The organism is Solibacillus sp. R5-41, from assembly GCF_002736105.1.
Classification (GTDB): Bacteria; Bacillota; Bacilli; order Bacillales_A; family Planococcaceae; genus Solibacillus.
Genome location: NZ_CP024123.1, coordinates 2,229,673 through 2,250,496, shown reverse-complemented (window position 1 = coordinate 2,250,496; position 20,824 = coordinate 2,229,673). Strand labels below are relative to the sequence as shown.

Here is a 20,824-nt window from a genome sequence, read left to right as displayed (position 1 = left end):
TTTGGGAGGTAACAGCATGGTGGAAAATGTAGGTGTTATCGGGTCTGGAACAATGGGATTCGGAATTGCGTTTCAATTCATAACAAATGGTACGCAAGTTACTATTCAAGACATTCGTAGTGAAGCGTTTGAACTTGCTAAAGAAAAGTTAAAGACGTACTTAACAATCTTTCGTGAAGAGGGCGTTTTATTTACTGATACTGAAGAAGTAATTATAGATCGCTTAAAATTTACTACAAAGATTGAAGATTTAAAGCATTGCAATTTAATAATTGAATCAGCGACTGAAAATTTAGAACTGAAACAGAAAATTTTCAAACAATTGGATGAAGTTTGTGATGAAAAAACAATTTTAACGTCAAATACATCAAGTTTAAAATTATCGGAAATTACTAGGGATATTAGTGAATCAAGAAAGCAACGTGTTCTTTTAACTCACTTTTTTAATCCTGCTCATATTGTACCTTTAGTTGAATTATTAAAAGCACCTGAAACATCACAAGAAGTATATAACGAAGTAGATACTTTTATGAAAAAAGTAGGTAAGGTGACGATTGAAGTTAAAAAAGAAGTACCAGGTTTAGTTGCAAACCGTATTCAAACAGCACTTGCAAGAGAAGCTCTTGCGTTACTTGAAGATGGCATTGTATCAGAGCAAGATTTAGAGAATGCAATTTTTGCTGGTCCAGGTTTTAGATTCTCAACTAGTGGATTATTGAAAATAATGGACTTTGGGGGTTTAGATGTTTGGAACATCGTTTTAGATCAGTTACAACCTGTTCTAGAATCTAATATCCGTTCATTTGAAGTTTTAAAAGACAAAGTACAAGCTAATAAATTCGGAGTTAAAACGTCTCAGGGCTTCTTTGAATACCCAGGTAAAAGCTTGGATAGCTACGTGGTCGAAAGAGATCGTTCGTTAGTACAGCAATTAAACACTTTCAAAAAAATATTTAATGCGAAGGAGCATGAGCATGCGTAATGTTTTAATTACAGGTGCAGCAGGTGGTTTAGGTCAAGCGATGGTAAAAAAATTCATAGATGAAGGTGATTATGTTTTCGCTGCTGATTTGGCTATCGATGAATTAAATAAATTGGTAGAAGCATTTCCTGGAAAAGTAACTGCTGTTGAACTTGATGTAACAAGTGCCCAATCAGTACAAAATGTAATTGATTCCATTTGTAAGAAACAAGAGTTACATGTCGTTGTTAATAATGCCGGTTTACAACACAGAGATAAGATTGAAGATTTCCCAGAAGAAAAGTGGGATTTATTGCAAAATGTAATGTTAAAGGGTCCATTTTTAATGACTAAATACGTATTCCCATATATGAAAAAACAAAATTACGGAAGAATTGTAAATATTTCTTCTGTGCATGGTGAGATGGCTACACCTGAAAAAGTAGCTTACGTTGCTGCTAAGCATGGGGTTATTGGGTTAACGCGCGTTGCAGCACTTGAAGGAGCTGCCCATGGTATTACGGTTAATGCAGTATTACCGGGACCTGTAAAAACGCCATTACTCCAAAAGCAATTAAATGATTTAGCTGAAAATAAAGGTATGTCTGAAGCAGAAGCATTAAGTGAAATTGTTTATCCTAGGCAAGCAATGGAACGCTTCATCACAGCAGAAGAAATTGCAGATGGTGTTTATTTCATTTCATCAAAACATGCAACAGGTATTACGGGTGAACTGTTAAATGTTTCGGGTGGAATGTAAAGGAGGAATATTATGACAGCTTATATTATTAGTGGTAGTCGAACTGCTTTTGGTACATTTGGTGGTTCATTAGCGAATACAACCGATATAGATTTAGGTGTAGTTGCAACAAAAGAAGCAATTAATCGCTCGAAAATATCTACTGAAGATATAGGTGAAATTGTCTTCGGTAATATTATTCAAACAAATGAGTCTTCGGCATATTTAGCTAGACATATCGGCTTAAAGAGTGGATTAGCTTACGAAAGCTCAGCATTAACTGTTAATCGTTTATGTGGATCTGGTCTACAGGCTATTGTAACAGTTGCTAAAGAAATTAATTTAGGAACATACGATGTTGGTGTGGCTGGGGGTACTGAAAATATGAGTCAAGCGCCCCATGTTTTACAGGGTACACGCTTTGGGTCTCCTAATAAGGCGCCTAACGTAGTAGATATGCTTTGGTCCACTTTACATGATACTGTAGCTGGTTGTGGCATGGGGATGACAGCTGAAAATTTGGCTGAAAAATACTCAATTTCACAAGAAGAACAGGATCAATTTGCATTTGAATCACATAAACGAGCAGCAACAGCTCAGAAGTCGGGTAGATTTGAAGAAGAAATTGTACCTGTAACAATCAAAAGGGGTAAGAAAAGTCTAGAATTTAAAGAAGACGAACATATTCGAGCAGAAATATCCGTTGAAAAATTAGCTACATTAAAGCCGGCATTTAAGAAAGATGGTACAGTTACTGCTGGTAATTCGAGTGGAATCAATGATGGTGCAGCAGCAGTTGTCATAGTTTCAGATGCGTATTTACAACAGCATCAGTTAAAACCATTAGCAAAAATTGTAGCATCTGCAACTGCAGGTGTTGATCCGACAATTATGGGAATTGGTCCAGTTCCAGCAATTCAAAAGCTATTAAAGCAAACAAATTTAACAACTGATGACATCGGGTTGTTTGAATTAAATGAGGCGTTTGCTGCACAGTCTTTAGCTGTCATAAAGGAGTTAGGGTTAAACAGTAAAATTGTGAATGTAAACGGAGGTGCTGTAGCTTTAGGTCATCCAGTAGGAGCAAGTGGTGCTAGAATTGCATACTCACTCTCATTAGAGATGCAAAAACGAGGTGTAAAATATGGTGTCGCTAGTCTTTGCATTGGCGGTGGTCAGGGTATCGCAGTACTTTTAGAAAATCCTTCAGTGTAAAAATATGTGTTTCTCAAATAATTCCCCAAAAGGTACTGGTGCAAACACTTGAAGAAAATATAAAAAAGTGAATGATTTCTAGTGACCCCTGGTCTTAAGGAACTAATCCAAACAGTTGATGGATGAGTTCTTTTTGATTTTGGACGGACTTCTCCCCTTGGAGAGTCTGTCCTTTTTTAGAGTAATAGGATCAATATGTCCAAGATTTAAAGTTAATTGCCATTGTCTTGAAGTTTTTGCACCAGAACCCTTTACTGGATATAGCGTAACTAACGGTTAAGAGTAATAAAGGGTATAACTTCCAAAAAAAATGGAGGGCTATTTGTCATGCTCAAAATAGTATAACATAAGGTTAATTAGAAAGATGTAAAATCAAAAAACTGCATCCATTTGGATGCAGTCTTATTTTTTTCTTAACAGTTTATCTCCAAGAGGGATTCCAACCACAACAACCAAAACCGTTAGAATTACCAGGGCTTTAAAAATAAAATACGCAATTTGATCAAACATCGTAACTCTCCTCTTTTCTTAATAATTCTTACGTTATATTCTGTAATTATCCATCTCCTATAGTTTAGTTTACTTCATTACAACTTATGTATGCAGTCGTCACTTTTTATATTTTGTGATCTTCAACATTAGGGCGCGATTGTTTAATAAGCTTCGCTGTTCTTCTTCAACAAACGGGACAGGTTAGTTTAACAAGATTATGGCTTTTAATAGTAATTTTTATTTGTTAAGGGGAGGTTAGTTGTACAAGTTATAAATTTAATGGTTTAAAGTTATAGAGCATTTCTTTGAATGAGGAATGCTTTTTATTTTTGCTTATTACAAAAAAATACAATAAAAATTTTATAATAATCAATAAAAATTTATTGAAAAACGATAAATTATATATTAGAATCAAAATAAGAATAAATAAGTGAGGTGCTTTTTATGGGAAAAGTAACAACGTTATTTTTAAAAATAGCTGTTATTCTTTTAGGAGTCCCAGTTCTTGCTCTGTGCATCTTTTTTGTGCCTGAGATGGCGAATTTTGCAGCAAAATTGCTACCAGAGTTTGCTTTTATAAAACATTTTGTTTTCAGCGCTTTTGATGCATCGGCGATACCTTTTTACTTTGCTTTGTATCAGGCTTTCAAACTCTTACGCTATATTGACAAAGATAAAGCTTTCTCAGATTTATCTGTAAAAGCTTTAAAGAAAATCAAATACTGTGCCATCACAATCAGTATTTTGCATGTGCTAGTTTGGCCGCTCTTCTTTATCTTTGCGGAAGTAGACGACGCACCAGGAGTTGTTTTTGTCGGATTAGTTGTTCCTTTTGCTTCGATGGTTATTGCAGTCTTTGCGGCTGTTCTGCAAAAACTTTTACAAGAAGCAATTAATATCAAATCAGAGAATGATTTAACGGTCTGAGGTGAATAACAATGGCAATTATAATCAATATTGATGTGATGTTAGCAAAAAGGAAAATGAGTGTAACAGAACTTTCGGAGAAGGTTGGAATAACAATGGCGAACCTTTCTATATTGAAAAAGGGGAAGGCAAAAGCGATTCGATTATCCACTTTAGAGGCAATTTGTAAGACTTTAGAATGTCAGCCTGGAGATATTTTAGAATGCAAATTTGACGAGGACAGTTAAACATTGTGGAGGAAACTAAATAAAACAATTATTAGGGGAGGTATAAGGATGGACATTAACAATTTGATTATTGAAAATATTAATAACCCTCATGAGCTGGAGAGAATGTATAGAAACGACCCGAAAGCTTTTAAAAAGTCATTCTCACACGCATGGGAACAAAATCCTGATTCTCAGGTTCTTGGTATTTGGTATGAAAGATTGCATTTCAAGGAGACGGCAAATACAGAAAAATCTACCTTGCTTCAAAAAGGTTTCTTATTCATGGGCATATTATCTATTCTAGCCGGAATAAGCACCAGGATTATTTTCCATTTCGTCGAACAGGGAGCAATTGCTCCAATTAACCTGGCTTTTGGTATCATTCCCTTTATTGCTGCCTATTTTGTTTACAATAATACTCCGAAAAAAAGTGTTATTTATTCCATTGCAGCGTTGTTCATAATTTCTGGGATTTATCTTAATATGCTACCATTAAATTATAAAGACAGTATTATCCTTGCTTATTTACATCTTCCTATATTCTTATGGGTATTGGTAGGGCTTGCATTTACAGGAAATGAATATTCAAAAGGTAGTACAAGATTAGCCTATATTAAATTTAATTTGGAATATTGTATTCTATACGCCAGCATGGCAGTTAGCGGAATGGTACTAGCAGCATTAACCATGCAGTTATTTAGCTTTGTTGGTCTGGATATAGAAGAGTTCTATTTTAGTAATGTCGTTTTATTTGGTGCTGCCGCTCTTGCTATTGTGGCTGCATACCTGGTATCAATGAATCTTAAACTTGCTAAGAATATTACACCATATATAGCTAAAATTTTTAGTCCTCTTGTCCTGGTCACATTGTTGGTCTATCTTATAACGGTTATATGGGTCGGAAAAAATCCATTCTTGGACCGCAATTTCCTGATAGCCTTCAACGGTATACTCCTTGGTGTATTGGCCGTTACGATATTTTCCATTATCGAGAGCGACTCAGACGAGAAAAAGAACATTTCAGATTATATAAATTTTGCCTTAATTGTTCTTGCGCTTATCATTGATAGTGTGGCTTTGTCAGCCATCGTGTTCAGACTTTCTTCTTATGGAATTACGCCTAATAGACTTGCTGTTTTAGGAGTAAACATACTTATCTGGGCAAATCTAATTTGGATTATGCTCTCCTATATGCGTTTTCTACAAAACAAATCTGGACCTTCAACTATCCAAGATGCAGTTACTAAGTATTTGCCGATCTACGGACTTTGGGCAGCTTTCGTTATATTTACTTTTCCTTTAATTTTTAATTAGAAAGGCTCTGTATGTAACGAAAAGCTAATCTTCTATATCTTATAAAATCCTTAAAGCCGAAATTATGCAACTTTTTTCCACAAAGTTGCATAGTTTTGGCTTATTTTCATTATTAAAGTAAAAAGAGGTTATTCAAACTAGAAGACATATTATATTGTTGCAACTGGATTCTTTAAAATATGTCCAGTTTCTTGTGCTAAACGAAAAAGGACTTCATGAAACGTATTTGATAGGCTAAACTTAGGTATTAATTTTGAGTTTGATATAGATTAAATGTGAAAAGATGTACTTACACTAAAGTACATAATTTTATGGATATATCCTTTACTTCTACCTAAGACTAAAGTGACGAGAATGTAACATTAATCATCACATTGTAACAGTAATCGATGGTATATCTTATTTCAGTTTAATATATTTAACCTATAGTAAGGGGGAACGAAAAAGTTGAAAAAAATAATTTTAATGATTGCTATAATAATTTTATCACTAAATGCTTTGATTCCAGTAGTCCACGCAGACTCAAATGATAAAATTCAAAAGATTGAACGATTTGTTGAAGAACAAAAGGAGATTAGTAAAATTCCTGGGATATCGTTAGTAATAGTAGAAAAGGGGAAAATAGTTTATCAAAAAGGGTTTGGATATGCGGATGTAAAGGAGAAAACTCCGGTAACTTCTCATACCTTATTTGAACTGGGATCGACCGCGAAGGCATTTACTGGTCTAGCTATTTTACAATTAGAAGAAAAAGGGTTGTTAAAACGAACTGACGATGTTAGAAACTATATCCCATGGCTAGAGTTGAAATATAATGGAGAACCGCAAACGATTACTATAAATCAATTGCTTCATCATACCAGTGGGATCGCTTGGAACTCTATTGTACATATTCCTGAAAGTAACGCAGATAATGCACTTGAATTAACAGTAAGAACCCTACTTGAACAACCATTGAATCGTAAACCTGGTAGCTCATTTGAATACGCTACGATCAATTATGATATTTTGGGTCTCATCATCCAGAATCTTTCTAAACAGCCTTATGATTTGTATTTAAAACAACAATTATTAGAACAAATAGGTATGAAAGACTCGTTTGTTGGCTTACATCAAGTTAAGTCGGATGAGTTGGCGACAGGTAATAAAATAGGATTCATGAGAGAACAAAAATATACTCCGCCTATTTATCGTGGTAATATACCTGCTGGTTATATAGTTAGCAACACAAACGATATCGCAAAATGGATGAACGTACAGTTAGGTTCCGAACAGAATGACACGATTAGCGAACAAGTTATAAAAGAATCTCACATTCCTGACAAATCCGTGGAGCCTTTCGATCAAGACACCTACTATGCAAGTGGGTGGGGCATTTTGAAAAAAGGTGACAATCAATACATCCTCCACGCTGGCGAAAATCCTACATTTACCTCTTATTTCATCATGCAACCGGATGAGCAATTAGGGGTAGCCGTACTCTCTAATATGAATTCAACCTTTACAACTGCAATAGGTCAAGGCGTGATGGATTTGTGGGAAGGAAATAACGTAAAAATTAGTCATTCTGACGTGTACCAAAAATTAGATAAAATTATGACGATACTGTGTATTATTGTCGGCTGTTTAGGTTTAATTTTCAGTATTTTATTGCTAAGAAGCCTATGGAAATTAAATAGAAAGCAACGAACTTTGATAGCGGTAAAAGGAAAGAGGATGTTTCTATTATTGTTTCATTCATTGTTTGTAGCTGCGATTTTGATACTTATGCTGATAGCTCCCAAAATATTGCTAGGAATGAGCTGGGAGTTTATTAGAATTTGGGGCCCAACTACAATTTCCGCGGTTTATTATAGTGTAATAGCAACGATCATTATTTTTTACATTTTTGTATCATTACTTATTATAACAAAAAAGGTGATTTCAATAGATTTAAAGCAGGACTCTCAAATAAAATAATACACTATTTTATAATTGAACTAATTGTACTCGTCAAGTAGAGCAACGTCTTTCAAGACGTTGCTCCTTTTACATTTAAGGTACTTTTGATAATACTCTTTCTGTAGTTTTCCACTTAATTGAGCGTATATCCTTGTGGTTTCACTTTTCTCATGCCCCATAAGACTTTGAATGACTTCAATAGGAGCGCCATTATTCAACAAGTGAGTTGCATATCTGTGGATGAATGTCTTTTTTAATTTCAGCACGATTGGAGATCCGCTTGTGATGTATCGCATTTGGGCAACACTCATTTTATGTGGCTGCCTTGCTGTTACAAAGATGGAAGGATTATTGTCATTCCAACTTTCAATATACCTTTTAAGCCATATGTCGCAACGTATATTAAAATAAACTTCCCTCTCCTTATCACCTTTACCTCTAACAATCGCGGATTGATTCGACCAAAGATAGAGGAATATAATGAGCCTTTATCGTTATTTTGCTTCAAAAAAGCCTTTACCGACTGTTCAACGAAAACCCCTAAAGGAAGATTCCTTTTTTAATAAAAGTGTCGCACTAGAAGCGAATGTTGAAAATTCAATTTAGGGGAACAGTTTGAAGTTTTTCCTTGTAGAAAAAATCCTCCTATAGCAGCAGGGGGGTAAATTCAAAATCTTTATATCTTTAAGGTGAGAGGGAATACAAATGAAACGTTTTTAAACCAACTTGTTGACTATATTAATGTTATAATATTTACTTAAAATTACAATTAGGAGGCGGGCAATGAAAACTTTTGGTAATCGTAATTATGATTTAAATTATTGGAAAAGAACTGGAGCTTATGCTGTCATTCAAAATGACCATCTACAATTTTTATGTGTAGAAGATTTGGACGGGAATTTGTTTTTAGTTGGCGGAGGGGTTGAAGCAGATGAATCTCCTGAATGTGCGCTATTAAGAGAGAGTATTGAAGAAACAGGGCATAAAATTCAAATCGTTAAGATTATAGGAAAAGCTGAAAGACATTGGGTTTCAGCAAGATATCCTCGTGACTCTCAACACAATATCGGAATATTATACGCATGTGAACTATTAGAAAAGATTGCAGAACCAGTTGAAAAAGAAACAATGCGCTGGGTTGATTTCAATGATTTAGAAAAGCATCTTTTCCATGAACATCATTTATACTTAATAAAACAGTACTTAAATATTATTTAATCAGTTAATATAAAGCTTTATACATAAAATGTTCCCGAATAAAACTTGAACTACACCCCAATTGTTAGACACAACTAACAAGGAGGTGCAGTTTTTCTATGGCTAAAATTAGTGCAGAAGAAAAATTAGCAGCGGTTCAAAGATATGTAAATGGAAAAGAAAGTTCAAGAACAGTAGCGGCAGATATAGGTGTGTCCTATCGTTACCTATTAACTTGTGTAAAACAATATAAATACAATGGCGTAGAAGGTGAATTCCCATAGCGTAGAAGAAATTCAGGAAAGTATTAATAAAGCGGAACGCCTAAATAATTTTTTGGAAGAAATGCCGTTGAAAACTCCAACAATGGCATGAAGGAAGTTGGAAATTTTCGCTTTAATTGTTTACTCGATTCCAGTGCTTTTTCTACTAGGGTTGATTTTTACTTCCAATATTATATTTATTGAAGCAATAATCGAGTATGTTCTTTGTAAGAAGATGGTGAAGTTATTGCACTTTAACTAATAGAAACTTTAGTTGAAGGAAAAACTGTTTGAAGATAAATAAAAAAGGCTAAGTTCTACTATGGTAGGACCTAGCCAATTACTTAAACCCACCAGCACCCTTGTATTGCCACATACACTCGACACATTGTGAAACGATTGCGTGGTTGAACTTAACGGAGTTGTAAAAGAAAGAATTATGGTTTGAAATACCCCGTAAATGTTAGTTAAAAAACTAACGTTTCCGGGGTATTTTTATGACAAAATTTAAAAATAGAAGAAACTATTCTAATTGTCTTTCGTTATATTAACTGCTTGACAGAAGTGTAAATGGGGAGTAAGCTACATTAGCTATTAAAAAAGCTATTGTGAAGTAGCTTTTTTCTGAATTTTATACTTATTGTCTAAATTAATATAAATCTAGATTTAAATTTAAATAAGTAAAGGTTGGTGCAAAAATGAAAAGTCTAATAAGTAAAAAAGATGACCTATTAAACAACTTTTTAGGGGTATATATATTAGCTGTTTTGATGTTATGGATTAAAACATACATCACTCAAGTAACACAATTTGAACTAGGTGTAGAAGGGTTCCTTCAACAATTCATTTTAATGCTAAATCCACTAGGATCAGCTATGCTATTTCTAGGATTTTCATTTTTATTTAGAGGAAAGAGAAAGTATACATCACTAGTTGTAGTTTACGCTCTAATGTCTATTCTTTTATATTCCAATGTTGTTTATTACCGATTTTTTAGTGATTTTATTACATTACCTACAATTATCCAAACGCAGAACTTCGGAGATTTAGGTGGAAGTATTCTTTCTTTATTAAAACCTTATGATATCTTGTTCTTTGTGGATGTCTTTGTAATGTTTTACCTACGATTCTCAAAAAAAGTGCAAAAAGAAACAAATCGTTTTGGATATAAAAAAGCAATAGCAATTATAGCTCTTGCACTCGTAGTATCAATCGTAAATTTAGGACTAGCCGAAATTAGTCGTCCACAACTATTAAGTCGAGGTTTTGATAGAAACTATATTGTGAAATATCTAGGAATGTATAACTATACGATTTATGACTCAGTAGAAACTCTGAAAGCATCATCACAGAGAGTTTTGGCGGATAGTAGTGATATTACAGAAGTGGTTAACTATACAAACTCTACCTACGCCAACCCTAATGCAAAATATTTTGGTGCAGCACAAGGAATGAACGTCATCTATTTACATTTAGAATCATTCCAAAACTTTCTTATCGACTATAAATTAAACGGTGAAGAAGTTACACCATTTTTAAATTCATTAGCAAAAGATGAGAATACAATGTATTTTGATAATTTCTTCCATCAAACAGGTCAAGGTAAAACTTCCGATGCAGAATTTATGCTGGAAAACTCTTTATTTGGGTTGCCACAAGGGTCTGCTTATATTACAAAAGCACAAAATACGTACCAAGCAGCTCCTAGTATTTTAAAAGATTATGGTTATACATCAGCTGTCTTCCATGGTAATATCGGAAGCTTCTGGAATCGGGATGAAATTTATAAATCATTTGGATACGATAAATTTTTTGATGGTAGTTATTATGACACGAGTGCTTCAGAAGAGATGGCTGACTATGGTTTATTAGATAAACCATTCTTTAAACAATCTGAAAGTCTTTTAAGTTCGTTACCACAACCTTTTTATACAAAATTTATTACGGTAGGGAACCACCATCCATATAAAATGAACCAAGACTTAGTAACAATTGATAAAGCTGATACTGGAGATGCAAGTGTTGATAATTATTTCCAAACAGCGCGTTATGCAGATGAAGCAATCGAACAGGTCTTCAATCAATTAAAAGAATTAGGCTTATATGATAATACGATGATTGTTCTTTATGGTGACCATTATGGTATTTCAGATAATCATAATGAAGCGATGGAACAAGTAATTGGAAAAGAAATTACACCATATGAAAGTACTAATTTACAACGAGTACCATTATTAATACATGCTCCAGGAATGCAAGGTGGAACCAACCATACTTATGGTGGGCAAATAGACCTTCTTCCAACGGTATTACATTTACTAGGAATTGATACGCAAAACTTTATTCAATTTGGCTCAGACTTATTATCAGAAAAGCATAATGAAGTAGTACCATTTAGAAATGGCGATTTTGTCAGTCCTACGATTTATTCAATTAATGAAAAGTTTTATGATAATAAAACAGGTTTACTACTAGATGATAGTCAATTAGAATCGGCGAAAGCTATCAAGGATGAAGTAGATTATAAAATGGGGTTATCTGACAGAGTAGTGAATGGTGATTTATTGAGATTCTATACGCCAACAGGTTTTACTCCAGTTGATCCTTCGCAGTACAATTACAAAAAAGAGAATGTAGAATCTAATTAGTTGTTGAAATTTAGTGGGCAGTTCAAGAAGAAGTGTTTGATATCAAAGAGTTTATGATCCGATTGCTTTATGATATCTTACTGTTAACTTGAATTGCCTTATTTAAATGTTATTTTTGGATAAGAACTAAAAAAGTAAAGCCACCAGCACCCATGTGTAGCCACATACACTCCGCACAATGCGAAGCTATCACGTTGTTGGAATTAGTATAATGAAAAAAGAACGAATTTGGTACAGCACCCCAAAAGTTAGAGTAAAAAATCTAACCTTTGGGGTGTTTTTATATGGCAAAAAATAGCGATGAATTTAAATGGGAATTGTACTAGAGTATATAGAAGGGCGTCTTTCTTATCATGCATTAGCTAGGAAGTATGGAATTCCAAGCAAATCTCTAATCTTACAATGGGTTCGTACATTTAAGGAACTTGGTGAAGTTGGATTGCTTAGTAAGTATACGAAACAAGTTTATTCTGTTTAATTAAATAACGATATTTTACATCGCTATAAATAGTTGGCATTCCAGAGGCTACATATCACTATCAAGAACGAAGAAGCTCATTTTCGCGTACTAACTGTACTTCGCGAGATAATTGTTTTTCTTGCTTGATTCGGTCTACTAAAACAAGAGATGTATTATGGGGAGAAATTAATGTCGTATGGACCTAAAGCAAAAGATTGAAAAGTATATCCATTTTAGATGAAACACAAAAGATAAATGAACAGTCTGCAAGAATAAAACCATTTCCATTAAATCCTTTATTTATCGATAATGATACACCTGCTTGGGATTCAGATGATATTGACCCAAAACTTCAAGATGAAATATTACGTCTTGAATTTGAAGATGGTATTGAATATTACGATGATATTGTCGAAAAAATATATTCAACGCATAAATTGGGCGGGTATCCTTCTTTTACTCAAGGTGGAGTCTCTTTTGGGGAAGATTACCCATTTGTATTTCAAATAAGTTCTGATGAAAAGGCTCGCTTCAACATTGTTGATAGTGGTAGTTTTTATTTTTTCTACAATCAAGAAAAACGGGACTGGATTGTGTACTGCGATTTTTACTAGTGTTTTTTGTAGAAGCTATTGAACTAACGTAGCAGTTTAGTTCAATAAGCAGGGATTTATTATTTGGAGATTTACCTAAAAATGGAACCTATTTTAGTTTCAAACGTATTTTAGTAAATGGGCAGGTTACGTTAGCGAAAGAAGGATTTCCCATTTGATATAAAAAAAGTAGTCATAACACAGTAATAGAGGAGGTACCAAATGGATGGATTTAAAGTCTTTATTTATATTAGCTTGGGAGTTACGATATTATTTGTTATTGCCTCAATGCTTTTGAAAAAAAATAAATATGACAAGTACATTAGTATAGTGTTTGCTTGGTTGCTTTTGATAAGTATAGGAATCATCGTTATCAGTTTGATTGTTGGTGGTTGGACAGGAATGGGATATGGCTTTATTGGTCTTTCTATTCTTATTGGTACAATTATAGGTGGTTTAATATTTAGTGTGATTAAGTATTTCGGAAAGACTTGAACAAAAAAAACAAGATATTCTAATTGTACTAACGGGGGCTTTACTTAAAGATCATTGAGCAGCTTAAGGCAGCTCTTTTTCTTTTTGTACTAACGAAGCAGTTTAGTTCAATAAGGTATCATAATTATTTGGAAAAAAATGGTATTATATTAAGGTATAGCAGAATTGCTAAAGTACATTAATAGAACTGTAAGGATACAAGTTATTTTGTGGAGGGTAAAAATGAAATTTTTCAGAACAACGTCTAAATTGGAGCAAAATAATTGGAGAAAAGGAGCAATACTGGGTTTTTACACGTATATGCTGCTATTATTTGTAAATTATATTTACTTTTTTATATATAGAAGTGAGCCTTTTACTTCAGTTTTAATTTTTTGGACTGGATTGTTAGTAGCTTTTGGGTACGAATTTATCTTAAATTTAAAGTCTAAGATGAAAGTAAAAAAATGAATTAATAGCGATACAACTAATAAGTCAAACTTTTACTTATTGAAGTAACGGGGGCTTTAGTGCAACAAGGATTTCAAATGGTCCTCAAACGACGCTTTGGGTACGTTTTCATTTCCTCTACAATCGGACCATTATCTTGAAAAAACATTTAGTCATATGTCAACTTCATATGATTAAATGTTTTTTTATTTCTATAAAAATTTTGAGAAATTTGTATACTTTTTTGTTTTACAATTGTTATATAGGTGAGTGATCACTACGAACTAAAAATGGATATCCAAAAGTTGGTGAAGTTTTGAATAATATATGGGAGCAAATACTCCTTGAGCATGCAAAAATTGTATTTAAATATCTAATTAAAATTGGAGCAACGAGAGAAGATGCAGAAGATATTACACAAGAAACAATCATGAAAACTATTGAATGCCTCCAACAAATTGAACCTAAGAAAATGCGGGCATGGATGTTTAAAGTGGCAATTAATCGCTACTATTCTCTTTATAACAAAAATACATCCGTGGTTACGTTAAGCGAGGTAGATTTAGAACGTTTATTGCCAGTGTTTGAACATGTAGAGAGCAATATATTAACGAAAGAGAAAGCAAGCGAATTGGAAGAAGTGTTGCATGTACTTAAGCCAATATTTCAGCAGCTACTCATTTTGAAGTATTACATGGAACTGTCGTATAAAGAAATCAGTGAGATTTTAGATGTGAAAGAAACACAAGTAAAGACGTATTTACAACGTGCGCGAAAAAGTTTTAAAAAGATTTGGGAGGAAAAGGGATATGAGCAACGATAAAATAGATGATCTTTTCGATGTTAATAAAATGGAAAAAACGATAAGAAAAGCAAAGTGGAAGTCAAATTGGAAAATGGTTATGATTTCCAGTATCGTTCTAATTGTTGTCATCATTGTAGGTTCCATTTTAAATCGGTTTATTACACAAAAATTGGAAAATCCTGTTCAATTTTCTGCTAGTGGATTTTATGAAATATCTGCACCGAATGAATTTATGGGAAAAATCGAACGTTATCAAGGATTTTTAGGGGGAGAAAATCGTTACACAACTTATAAAATCATTGAAGGAAAAGTTATTTATACAGGTCAAGAAAGATTTGAATATGGACTTTTCCGTGATGAAAATTTAAATCGGGTAGATATTACATCTCCAATTCTAATTGGTCAAACTTTGCATGAAGGAGATTTACAAAATCAGCACTATAACGAATTAGGACAACGAGAAATGGTGTTTTTCTATCCGTTTTTGCAATATAAAACATATCGTAATGATTTAGCATTGCTTGATGATATTGGGGAGGACAAAATAATGGAAGTCGCCCTATCTTTTGATCAGGGCTATACATTTGACGAGGTGCAATCAATGATTTCAAATAATGTAACACTCACTTGGCTTTGGGTGGATGATGTTAATGAAGACACAGATGATTTTCAATATAAATATGTAGATGGAAACGGTGAAGTGATTGTATTAGGTAATTTACTTCGTTCAGAACACTCTGTCTATGGTCTTTCTCTGCTCGATGAAAATGGGGATAAAAAAGATGAGCCCGTTCTTCGCTTTATTGGAGCGATTGAGGCAAATCAACAATTTAAAGCCTTCTGGCAAGGAGAATTTAAACGCTTATATGAGACTCTTAGTGGTGAAGACGGTCAATTAACTGCAGATGACTTGCAATATTATGGCGCAGTTGTCACAGGAGATGCACAAACCTTAACACAATTAAATGATCTACCTTTTATTAAAGCTTCAACGATTGGAGTAATTACGGATAAGTACTAAAAATTTGGAGAGAAACGAAAAAACGTCCCTATCCTTATTAAATTCAATATTATCTAGTTCATTAAAAACTTATAAATTATGCAAAATGAACCTAAATAACGTTCCCAAATACGACTTTGGTAACTCTACAAAGAAAGCTTTCCAAATGACGCTTTAGGTGTTGCCTTTAACCCTTTGGATTTCGTACTGTCCAAAGGGTTTTTTGATGGTAAATATAGAAGTGGTTTTTGAATTAAATGCCATTTAGTTTTATGTGGGGGGAATATAACTATGAAATTTAATAAAATATATATTGATAACTTCTTTAACAACATCAATGATTATCATTCAATGGTTGAATTGTTTATTATTGCTTATGGTGAATTAAGAGAACAAAGCACCTTGCCTGATTGGTATGTTGAATTAAGAGAGATTATGAATTGGCAATCACATTCTGATAGGTCGGGAGTTTGGACATATTATGAAATATTAAATGATTCTTCAGCTGCCACACTTATAGGTAAACTTAAAGTAAAAGAAGAAAATGAAATCCTTACTTTGTATATGATGGGGATAAATAAATATAGTGATGAAACCATAATGGAACATATTGATAAATGGATTTGGGAAAATGAAGAAAGAATTTACCGATATTTAACTGATGTGCTTATAAGCAATAAAGAATGGTTTTATAACCTAACTTAAAACTATTAAAGTACGGCAGTTTTGCATAATTCTACTTAAACTGTTTTGGTGCAACAAAAATTAATAAAGCATACATAGCCATGCAAAATAACGTTCCTAAATGAAAGTTAGGGAATTACCCCCATTCAATTGAATGGGGGATTTTGGCTGCTTAGGAACCGCATGAAACCAAACGATGGTTTGGGAGCTTTAATTATCAAATGGATATTTATGTTAAAATAAATATTAAGATTATGTAAAAAGTACTTAAACTAATGCAGCGAGATTATTGAAGAAGAAAAGGGGGAATTTCCGATGGATTTAAAAGTAAATAAAAATTACATTTGGGTATATTTCATAATATTTTTTGCCCTATGGTGTATTAGAGAATTATGGTTAGTTCAATATTTAGATTTGATGGATTCCATTCCAAGGGCTATAACATCAGCCGTTATTAAAGTAGTTATTTGGATAATTCCAGTTTTATTATTAGTTAAAGTTATGGAAAAAGGGGTTCCACTTTCCTATTTAGGGTTACGTCATAACTTTAAAAATGGATTAAAGTGGACAGCTTGGGCATCCTTGATATTCGTATCTTATTTCATAGTTTTAAATTTCACTATTTTAGATAATAATGTCGATTTTCAAATAGGGTTTAACGAATGGATAAATACTATTCTAATAGTTGGCCTAACTGAAGAAATTGTCTTTAGAGGTTTTTTGTTAAGAAAACTTATGGATTCTTTTAAATTTTGGATAGCTAATACCATTACATCTATACTTTTTGTATTAATTCATTTTCCTATTTGGTTTTATAAAGGGCTTTTCGAATTACCCTATTTTTTAACTGCCTCATTAACAGTTTTTATATTGGGCATTATATTCGGCTATGTGTATAAGAAAAGCGGCTCTCTTTGGTCGGTAATCGTTATCCACTCTTTGTATAATTTGTTAGTATCGCTCTTCTACTAACTAATACTTTATTCAAATAACGTTCGAATGCAGACCGGGGTAAACTTACATAAGTACGGAATTATTTGATTGAATGGAGTTACTACCGAATGAAAAAAATATTATCGATGGTTTATTGTTCTGTCAGCATTGTATACTTTAGGACATTTGCTATTTGGTTTTGATGAAACACGGTTGTTGAGAGTTATTACGAGTACAATTGGTGCGGCTTTCTGTGTCAGTGTTCTTCTCTATATGAATATAAAAGAACGAGATGAAGAGATTTCTTAATTAACAGTTTGGTTCAACTTTACAATAAATTTCTTCAACTAACGGGGGCTTAGTTCAAGATTATTCGGTTACTTAGGCAACTCTTTTTCCTTATTGAAATAACGGAACAGGTTAGTGTAATAACAAGGTTAAAATAGAAAATAACGAACAGGGAGAAGGAGATTTGAATGAAAGATTGTATATTTTGTAATCTAGAATTAGAACCAACCCAGAAAGTCATTTTAAGCAACGAGTATTGTATGTTTTTACAGTTAGAACAAGCACAAGAGAAAGGTATTCAGCTTGAAGGTGCTGGGCTAATTGTACCTAAAAAACATAGGGAAACTGCATTTGACTTAACGATAGAAGAATGGAATGCAACCTATACGCTTCTTCAAGATGTAAAAAATTTCTTAAATGAAAGGTATCAACCCCAAGGATATAACCTCGGATGGAATTGTGGCGTGATTGGAGGACAACATATATTTCATTCTCATTTTCATGTATTACCAAGGTATGAAGATGAACCACTTGCGGGTAAAGGTATTAGGTATATGTTTAAAAGTGCTGATAATAAAAGGATAAATTATTAAGCTAACGGGGGCTTAGATAAACATGGAAAGGTAGGGGGACACCATGAACAAAAAATATAGCAAGTGGTCTGCCATATTAAGTATTATTTGTGCAATAACTATTTTTACTTCTTATGCAATTGCACCACCAGAGCCTGAAGGCTCGATGGTTGTACTTCTAAAAGTATTATTTTTCACTTCCATTATAGGGGGCGGTCTTAGTCTGATACTTAGCTATTTGGCGTTTAAAAACCAAGAAGAAGGCTTTTCGAAGAAGATAGCTCCTATTATAATTTTATTGATATTATTAGTGTTCGCCCTTTCATTTATTGGAATAATAGTAAGTCTAGGTGATCTATTTTAATGTCGTTAATTGCATTAACGGGGGCTTTACTTGAAGATCGTTGAGTTGCTTATGCAGCTCTTTTTTCTTATTGAACTAACGGGGCAGGTTAGTTTAATAAGATAACTAAAGGAGTGGTTTTTTTGGAAAACCAATATACATGTCGTTTTGATATAGATTTTAGAAATGGAGATGTTGAAATCAAATTAAATGGAGAAGGTCAAGATATCTATTTCAATTTTAAGATTGCATTCTATTCTATACCTTCGTTTTTCTTTGTACTCTTACATCTATGGAATGGAAAAACGAACAAAACTGAAATAGACGGTTTCGGTTTTGCGGTGAAATATTATTTAACTGTAGAAGAGAAAAATCTATGTATTGAACATTTAACTTATTACAAATATGATCAACCACCCATTACTTACAATTATAAATTTGATTTTGAGAAATTTGCTAAAGCATTATATAAAGGATTTTCTGAGTATCTTCAAGAACAAAGTAAAAAAGGAATACTTCCTCTTAAAGTTGAAGAACCTTCTCACCCCTTATCGAAGCAAGTAATTAAAGAATACGAAGAATTTTCGACCATCATCAATGAGAAGAAAGGTAAATGATGTATTTAGTAGAAACAGTCGGTAGGTACTCATGCTGTTATATATTTGGACGGATATTTAACTTAGTTGTATTGAGTTAAGATGTAATTATAGACCGATTACGTGGAGGTTATGTACAATAAAGGAATTAACTAACAAATAAATAAATTGGAAATAGGGAGGAACATAAACATGGAATGGAAAAAACTTTTGGACGAATGTTGTGCAAATGAATTGGAAGGTTTGATAACAGACAATATTAAAGCTGGCTTTTTGTCAAATGAGGAAATTCAAGAGGAGTGTAAATTGTACATAGAAGATAATTATCCTGATGATGAAGGAAAAATAATAGATGATGACTTTTCAGCAATAATTGCAGAGTTACGTGATAAATTTCAGAATGTCGGCACACAAGAAAATTTTATGAAATTGGATTTAGCCTTTGATAACATGGAAAAGCGTGGAGTTGTTACAAAGCATTGTGCAGGATACACCCTATCGGACGGATTTGATGATTGTAACGAATATGCTACTGAATGCTATGAAAAAGGCGAAAAAATAGTTGGTTGTTGTTTTTATACAATGCAAGATTTGGAACATATATTTCACGATGATACAACGGTACTTTACTTTGCTTTTGGTAATTACTTTGATAAGCCAACAGCAGAAGAAATCGGTCAAATTATTGTTGAAGAATTAGAAATTACAGGATTTTCTATAAAATGGAATGGGTCTGCTGATGAAAGAATAGCGATTACAAACTTAGTGTGGGACAAGAAGTATCATTAATTATACGGTATTTGTTAACGACGCTTTGAGAACTTACGAAGGTAATTATTGTAAGTTTAAAGAGAGATTCTATATAATTAAATTTACGATTTAAATGATGGAAGAATAACTTTAATTGAAAAGGGGTTTTTTATTGAACCAGGCTTTATTAGTAATCGATGCACAACAAGAATTGATTGATGGTAACGAAAAAGAAAAAGCCGTTTTTAACCAGTCTACTCTGCTAAATAATATTAATTCAGTGATAAAAAAGGCAATGGTTTCAAATAGCTTAGTCGTTTTCATAAGAGACAAAGATGTTGCTGAAGGAAGTGGTGAGGGTTTCGAGATTCATCAGGATATTGATATTCCAGCAAAGGCAACGATATTTGATAAAGAGGCGACGAATTCTTTTTACGGGACGCCATTATTGAAATTTTTACAAGATAACCAGATTAAGCATCTTGTTGTGATGGGATGCAAGACAGAGCATTGTATTGATACAGCAGTTAGAATGGCAACCGTAAGTGGTTTTGATGTCACGCTTGTGGAGGATGGTCATTCAACGACGGATTCTCAATCTTTAACAGCCGAGCAGATTATTAATCATCATAATGAAATCCTTCATGGGCATTATAATGTTGATAATTTTTCAGTGGTTAGAAAAGCTGTCGAGAATTTATTTCAACCTACTCATAATGAGTATCGCTAGATGAGCTTTAGATAATAAAGTGCATCGTTATACAATGTCACATCCATAAAATGTTCCCAAATGCAAGTTTGGTTACACCATAAAACACATAAAACGTTGAGCTATAAATGTTTTATGTGTTTTTCTGTATTTCATTCGTATACACCTTTTTATCCACTATCGTTTGAACTTAGATCCAACAAAGCTTTCAATTTTGTTCAAAAGAAATTACACTGGATCTTATTTTGAATAAAATCGTAT

Annotated in this window: 23 protein-coding genes; 22 read left to right on the top strand and 1 reads right to left on the bottom strand. The window is 33.2% G+C overall.

The features are described from left to right. Positions 1–16: 16 nt before the first annotated feature. The 7 genes from CSE16_RS10880 (at position 17) to CSE16_RS10845 (ending at position 7,816) form a co-directional block, all read left to right on the top strand. Positions 17–982 carry a 3-hydroxyacyl-CoA dehydrogenase family protein gene (locus tag CSE16_RS10880; RefSeq protein ID WP_099423921.1) on the top strand — a complete coding sequence of 322 codons (966 nt, stop codon included), beginning with the start codon at positions 17–19 and terminating at the stop codon, positions 980–982. Then, a complete protein-coding gene (locus CSE16_RS10875; protein ID WP_253896066.1) occupies positions 975–1,721 on the top strand; it encodes a 3-hydroxybutyrate dehydrogenase in 747 nt (248 codons plus the stop codon). Before CSE16_RS10880 ends, CSE16_RS10875 begins: the two co-directional genes overlap by 8 nt. 9 nt (positions 1,722–1,730) lie before the next feature. After that, a complete protein-coding gene (locus tag CSE16_RS10870; protein WP_099423919.1) occupies positions 1,731–2,915 on the top strand; it encodes a thiolase family protein in 1,185 nt (394 codons plus the stop codon). A 936-nt stretch (positions 2,916–3,851) separates the two neighbouring features. Beyond that, a complete protein-coding gene (locus CSE16_RS10860; protein WP_099423918.1) occupies positions 3,852–4,334 on the top strand; it encodes a DUF2975 domain-containing protein in 483 nt (160 codons plus the stop codon). Positions 4,335–4,345: 11 nt separating this feature from the next. Continuing rightward, positions 4,346–4,561 (top strand): helix-turn-helix domain-containing protein, encoded by a 216-nt coding sequence (locus tag CSE16_RS10855; protein ID WP_099423917.1) that lies wholly within the window; start codon positions 4,346–4,348, stop codon positions 4,559–4,561. A gap of 48 nt (positions 4,562–4,609) precedes the next feature. Continuing rightward, positions 4,610–5,857, top strand: coding sequence for a DUF4153 domain-containing protein (locus CSE16_RS10850; protein WP_099423916.1), 1,248 nt, complete (start codon positions 4,610–4,612; stop codon positions 5,855–5,857). A 465-nt stretch (positions 5,858–6,322) separates the two neighbouring features. Further along, positions 6,323–7,816: a serine hydrolase domain-containing protein gene (locus CSE16_RS10845; protein ID WP_099425815.1), complete on the top strand. Its 1,494-nt coding sequence runs from the start codon at positions 6,323–6,325 to the stop codon at positions 7,814–7,816. Between the two features lie 20 nt (positions 7,817–7,836). Here CSE16_RS10845 and CSE16_RS10840 read toward each other — a convergent pair whose 3' ends face one another. Next, positions 7,837–8,244, bottom strand: coding sequence for a tyrosine-type recombinase/integrase (locus tag CSE16_RS10840; RefSeq protein WP_256376326.1), 408 nt, complete (start codon positions 8,242–8,244; stop codon positions 7,837–7,839). 337 nt (positions 8,245–8,581) lie between these two features. On the opposite strand from CSE16_RS10840, the gene CSE16_RS10835 reads away from it, so the two are divergent. From CSE16_RS10835 to CSE16_RS10765, 15 genes are all read left to right on the top strand, one after another. Further along, positions 8,582–9,016: an NUDIX domain-containing protein gene (locus CSE16_RS10835; RefSeq protein ID WP_099423914.1), complete on the top strand. Its 435-nt coding sequence runs from the start codon at positions 8,582–8,584 to the stop codon at positions 9,014–9,016. 98 nt (positions 9,017–9,114) lie between these two features. Beyond that, positions 9,115–9,279: a hypothetical protein gene (locus tag CSE16_RS21375; protein ID WP_157764795.1), complete on the top strand. Its 165-nt coding sequence runs from the start codon at positions 9,115–9,117 to the stop codon at positions 9,277–9,279. 677 nt (positions 9,280–9,956) lie between these two features. Continuing rightward, on the top strand, positions 9,957–11,906 hold the full coding sequence (locus CSE16_RS10830) for a lipoteichoic acid synthase (RefSeq protein WP_099423913.1): 1,950 nt from the start codon (positions 9,957–9,959) through the stop codon (positions 11,904–11,906). A gap of 310 nt (positions 11,907–12,216) precedes the next feature. Then, positions 12,217–12,384 (top strand): helix-turn-helix domain-containing protein, encoded by a 168-nt coding sequence (locus tag CSE16_RS10825; RefSeq protein WP_099423912.1) that lies wholly within the window; start codon positions 12,217–12,219, stop codon positions 12,382–12,384. A 197-nt stretch (positions 12,385–12,581) separates the two neighbouring features. Beyond that, the gene (locus CSE16_RS10820) at positions 12,582–12,980 is read left to right on the top strand and encodes a DUF1963 domain-containing protein (protein ID WP_099423911.1); all 399 of its coding nucleotides are present in this window, start codon (positions 12,582–12,584) and stop codon (positions 12,978–12,980) included. Positions 12,981–13,181: 201 nt separating this feature from the next. Next, positions 13,182–13,454 carry a YesK family protein gene (locus tag CSE16_RS10815; protein ID WP_099423910.1) on the top strand — a complete coding sequence of 91 codons (273 nt, stop codon included), beginning with the start codon at positions 13,182–13,184 and terminating at the stop codon, positions 13,452–13,454. A 745-nt stretch (positions 13,455–14,199) separates the two neighbouring features. Then, on the top strand, positions 14,200–14,706 hold the full coding sequence (locus CSE16_RS10805; RefSeq protein ID WP_099423908.1) for an RNA polymerase sigma factor: 507 nt from the start codon (positions 14,200–14,202) through the stop codon (positions 14,704–14,706). Further along, complete coding sequence (locus CSE16_RS10800; protein WP_099423907.1) at positions 14,693–15,709, top strand: anti sigma factor C-terminal domain-containing protein; 1,017 nt, start codon at positions 14,693–14,695, stop codon at positions 15,707–15,709. Before CSE16_RS10805 ends, CSE16_RS10800 begins: the two co-directional genes overlap by 14 nt. Positions 15,710–15,979: 270 nt before the next feature. Then, positions 15,980–16,393, top strand: a complete 414-nt coding sequence (locus CSE16_RS10795) for a hypothetical protein (RefSeq protein ID WP_099423906.1) — start codon at positions 15,980–15,982, stop codon at positions 16,391–16,393. Between the two features lie 294 nt (positions 16,394–16,687). Beyond that, complete coding sequence (locus tag CSE16_RS10790) at positions 16,688–17,344, top strand: CPBP family intramembrane glutamic endopeptidase (RefSeq protein WP_099423905.1); 657 nt, start codon at positions 16,688–16,690, stop codon at positions 17,342–17,344. 437 nt (positions 17,345–17,781) lie between these two features. Continuing rightward, the gene (locus tag CSE16_RS10785; protein ID WP_099423904.1) at positions 17,782–18,186 is read left to right on the top strand and encodes an HIT family protein; all 405 of its coding nucleotides are present in this window, start codon (positions 17,782–17,784) and stop codon (positions 18,184–18,186) included. A gap of 43 nt (positions 18,187–18,229) precedes the next feature. Further along, entirely contained in the window at positions 18,230–18,529 is a 300-nt protein-coding gene (locus CSE16_RS10780; RefSeq protein ID WP_099423903.1) for a hypothetical protein, read from the top strand. A gap of 122 nt (positions 18,530–18,651) precedes the next feature. Then, entirely contained in the window at positions 18,652–19,125 is a 474-nt protein-coding gene (locus tag CSE16_RS10775; protein ID WP_099423902.1) for a hypothetical protein, read from the top strand. A gap of 171 nt (positions 19,126–19,296) precedes the next feature. Next, the gene (locus CSE16_RS10770; RefSeq protein WP_099423901.1) at positions 19,297–19,893 is read left to right on the top strand and encodes a DUF6891 domain-containing protein; all 597 of its coding nucleotides are present in this window, start codon (positions 19,297–19,299) and stop codon (positions 19,891–19,893) included. A 133-nt stretch (positions 19,894–20,026) separates the two neighbouring features. Further along, positions 20,027–20,584 carry a cysteine hydrolase family protein gene (locus CSE16_RS10765; RefSeq protein ID WP_099423900.1) on the top strand — a complete coding sequence of 186 codons (558 nt, stop codon included), beginning with the start codon at positions 20,027–20,029 and terminating at the stop codon, positions 20,582–20,584. Positions 20,585–20,824 lie beyond the last annotated feature (240 nt).

Coding starts and splice junctions, on each gene's coding strand:
- CSE16_RS10880 (WP_099423921.1), top strand. CDS start 17: ATGGTGGAAAATGTAGGTGTTATCGGGTCTGGAACAATGGGATTCGGA.
- CSE16_RS10875 (WP_253896066.1), top strand. CDS start 975: ATGCGTAATGTTTTAATTACAGGTGCAGCAGGTGGTTTAGGTCAAGCG.
- CSE16_RS10860 (WP_099423918.1), top strand. CDS start 3,852: ATGGGAAAAGTAACAACGTTATTTTTAAAAATAGCTGTTATTCTTTTA.
- CSE16_RS10855 (WP_099423917.1), top strand. CDS start 4,346: ATGGCAATTATAATCAATATTGATGTGATGTTAGCAAAAAGGAAAATG.
- CSE16_RS10850 (WP_099423916.1), top strand. CDS start 4,610: ATGGACATTAACAATTTGATTATTGAAAATATTAATAACCCTCATGAG.
- CSE16_RS10845 (WP_099425815.1), top strand. CDS start 6,323: ATGATTGCTATAATAATTTTATCACTAAATGCTTTGATTCCAGTAGTC.
- CSE16_RS10835 (WP_099423914.1), top strand. CDS start 8,582: ATGAAAACTTTTGGTAATCGTAATTATGATTTAAATTATTGGAAAAGA.
- CSE16_RS21375 (WP_157764795.1), top strand. CDS start 9,115: ATGGCTAAAATTAGTGCAGAAGAAAAATTAGCAGCGGTTCAAAGATAT.
- CSE16_RS10830 (WP_099423913.1), top strand. CDS start 9,957: ATGAAAAGTCTAATAAGTAAAAAAGATGACCTATTAAACAACTTTTTA.
- CSE16_RS10825 (WP_099423912.1), top strand. CDS start 12,217: ATGGGAATTGTACTAGAGTATATAGAAGGGCGTCTTTCTTATCATGCA.
- CSE16_RS10815 (WP_099423910.1), top strand. CDS start 13,182: ATGGATGGATTTAAAGTCTTTATTTATATTAGCTTGGGAGTTACGATA.
- CSE16_RS10800 (WP_099423907.1), top strand. CDS start 14,693: ATGAGCAACGATAAAATAGATGATCTTTTCGATGTTAATAAAATGGAA.
- CSE16_RS10795 (WP_099423906.1), top strand. CDS start 15,980: ATGAAATTTAATAAAATATATATTGATAACTTCTTTAACAACATCAAT.
- CSE16_RS10790 (WP_099423905.1), top strand. CDS start 16,688: ATGGATTTAAAAGTAAATAAAAATTACATTTGGGTATATTTCATAATA.
- CSE16_RS10785 (WP_099423904.1), top strand. CDS start 17,782: ATGAAAGATTGTATATTTTGTAATCTAGAATTAGAACCAACCCAGAAA.
- CSE16_RS10780 (WP_099423903.1), top strand. CDS start 18,230: ATGAACAAAAAATATAGCAAGTGGTCTGCCATATTAAGTATTATTTGT.
- CSE16_RS10770 (WP_099423901.1), top strand. CDS start 19,297: ATGGAATGGAAAAAACTTTTGGACGAATGTTGTGCAAATGAATTGGAA.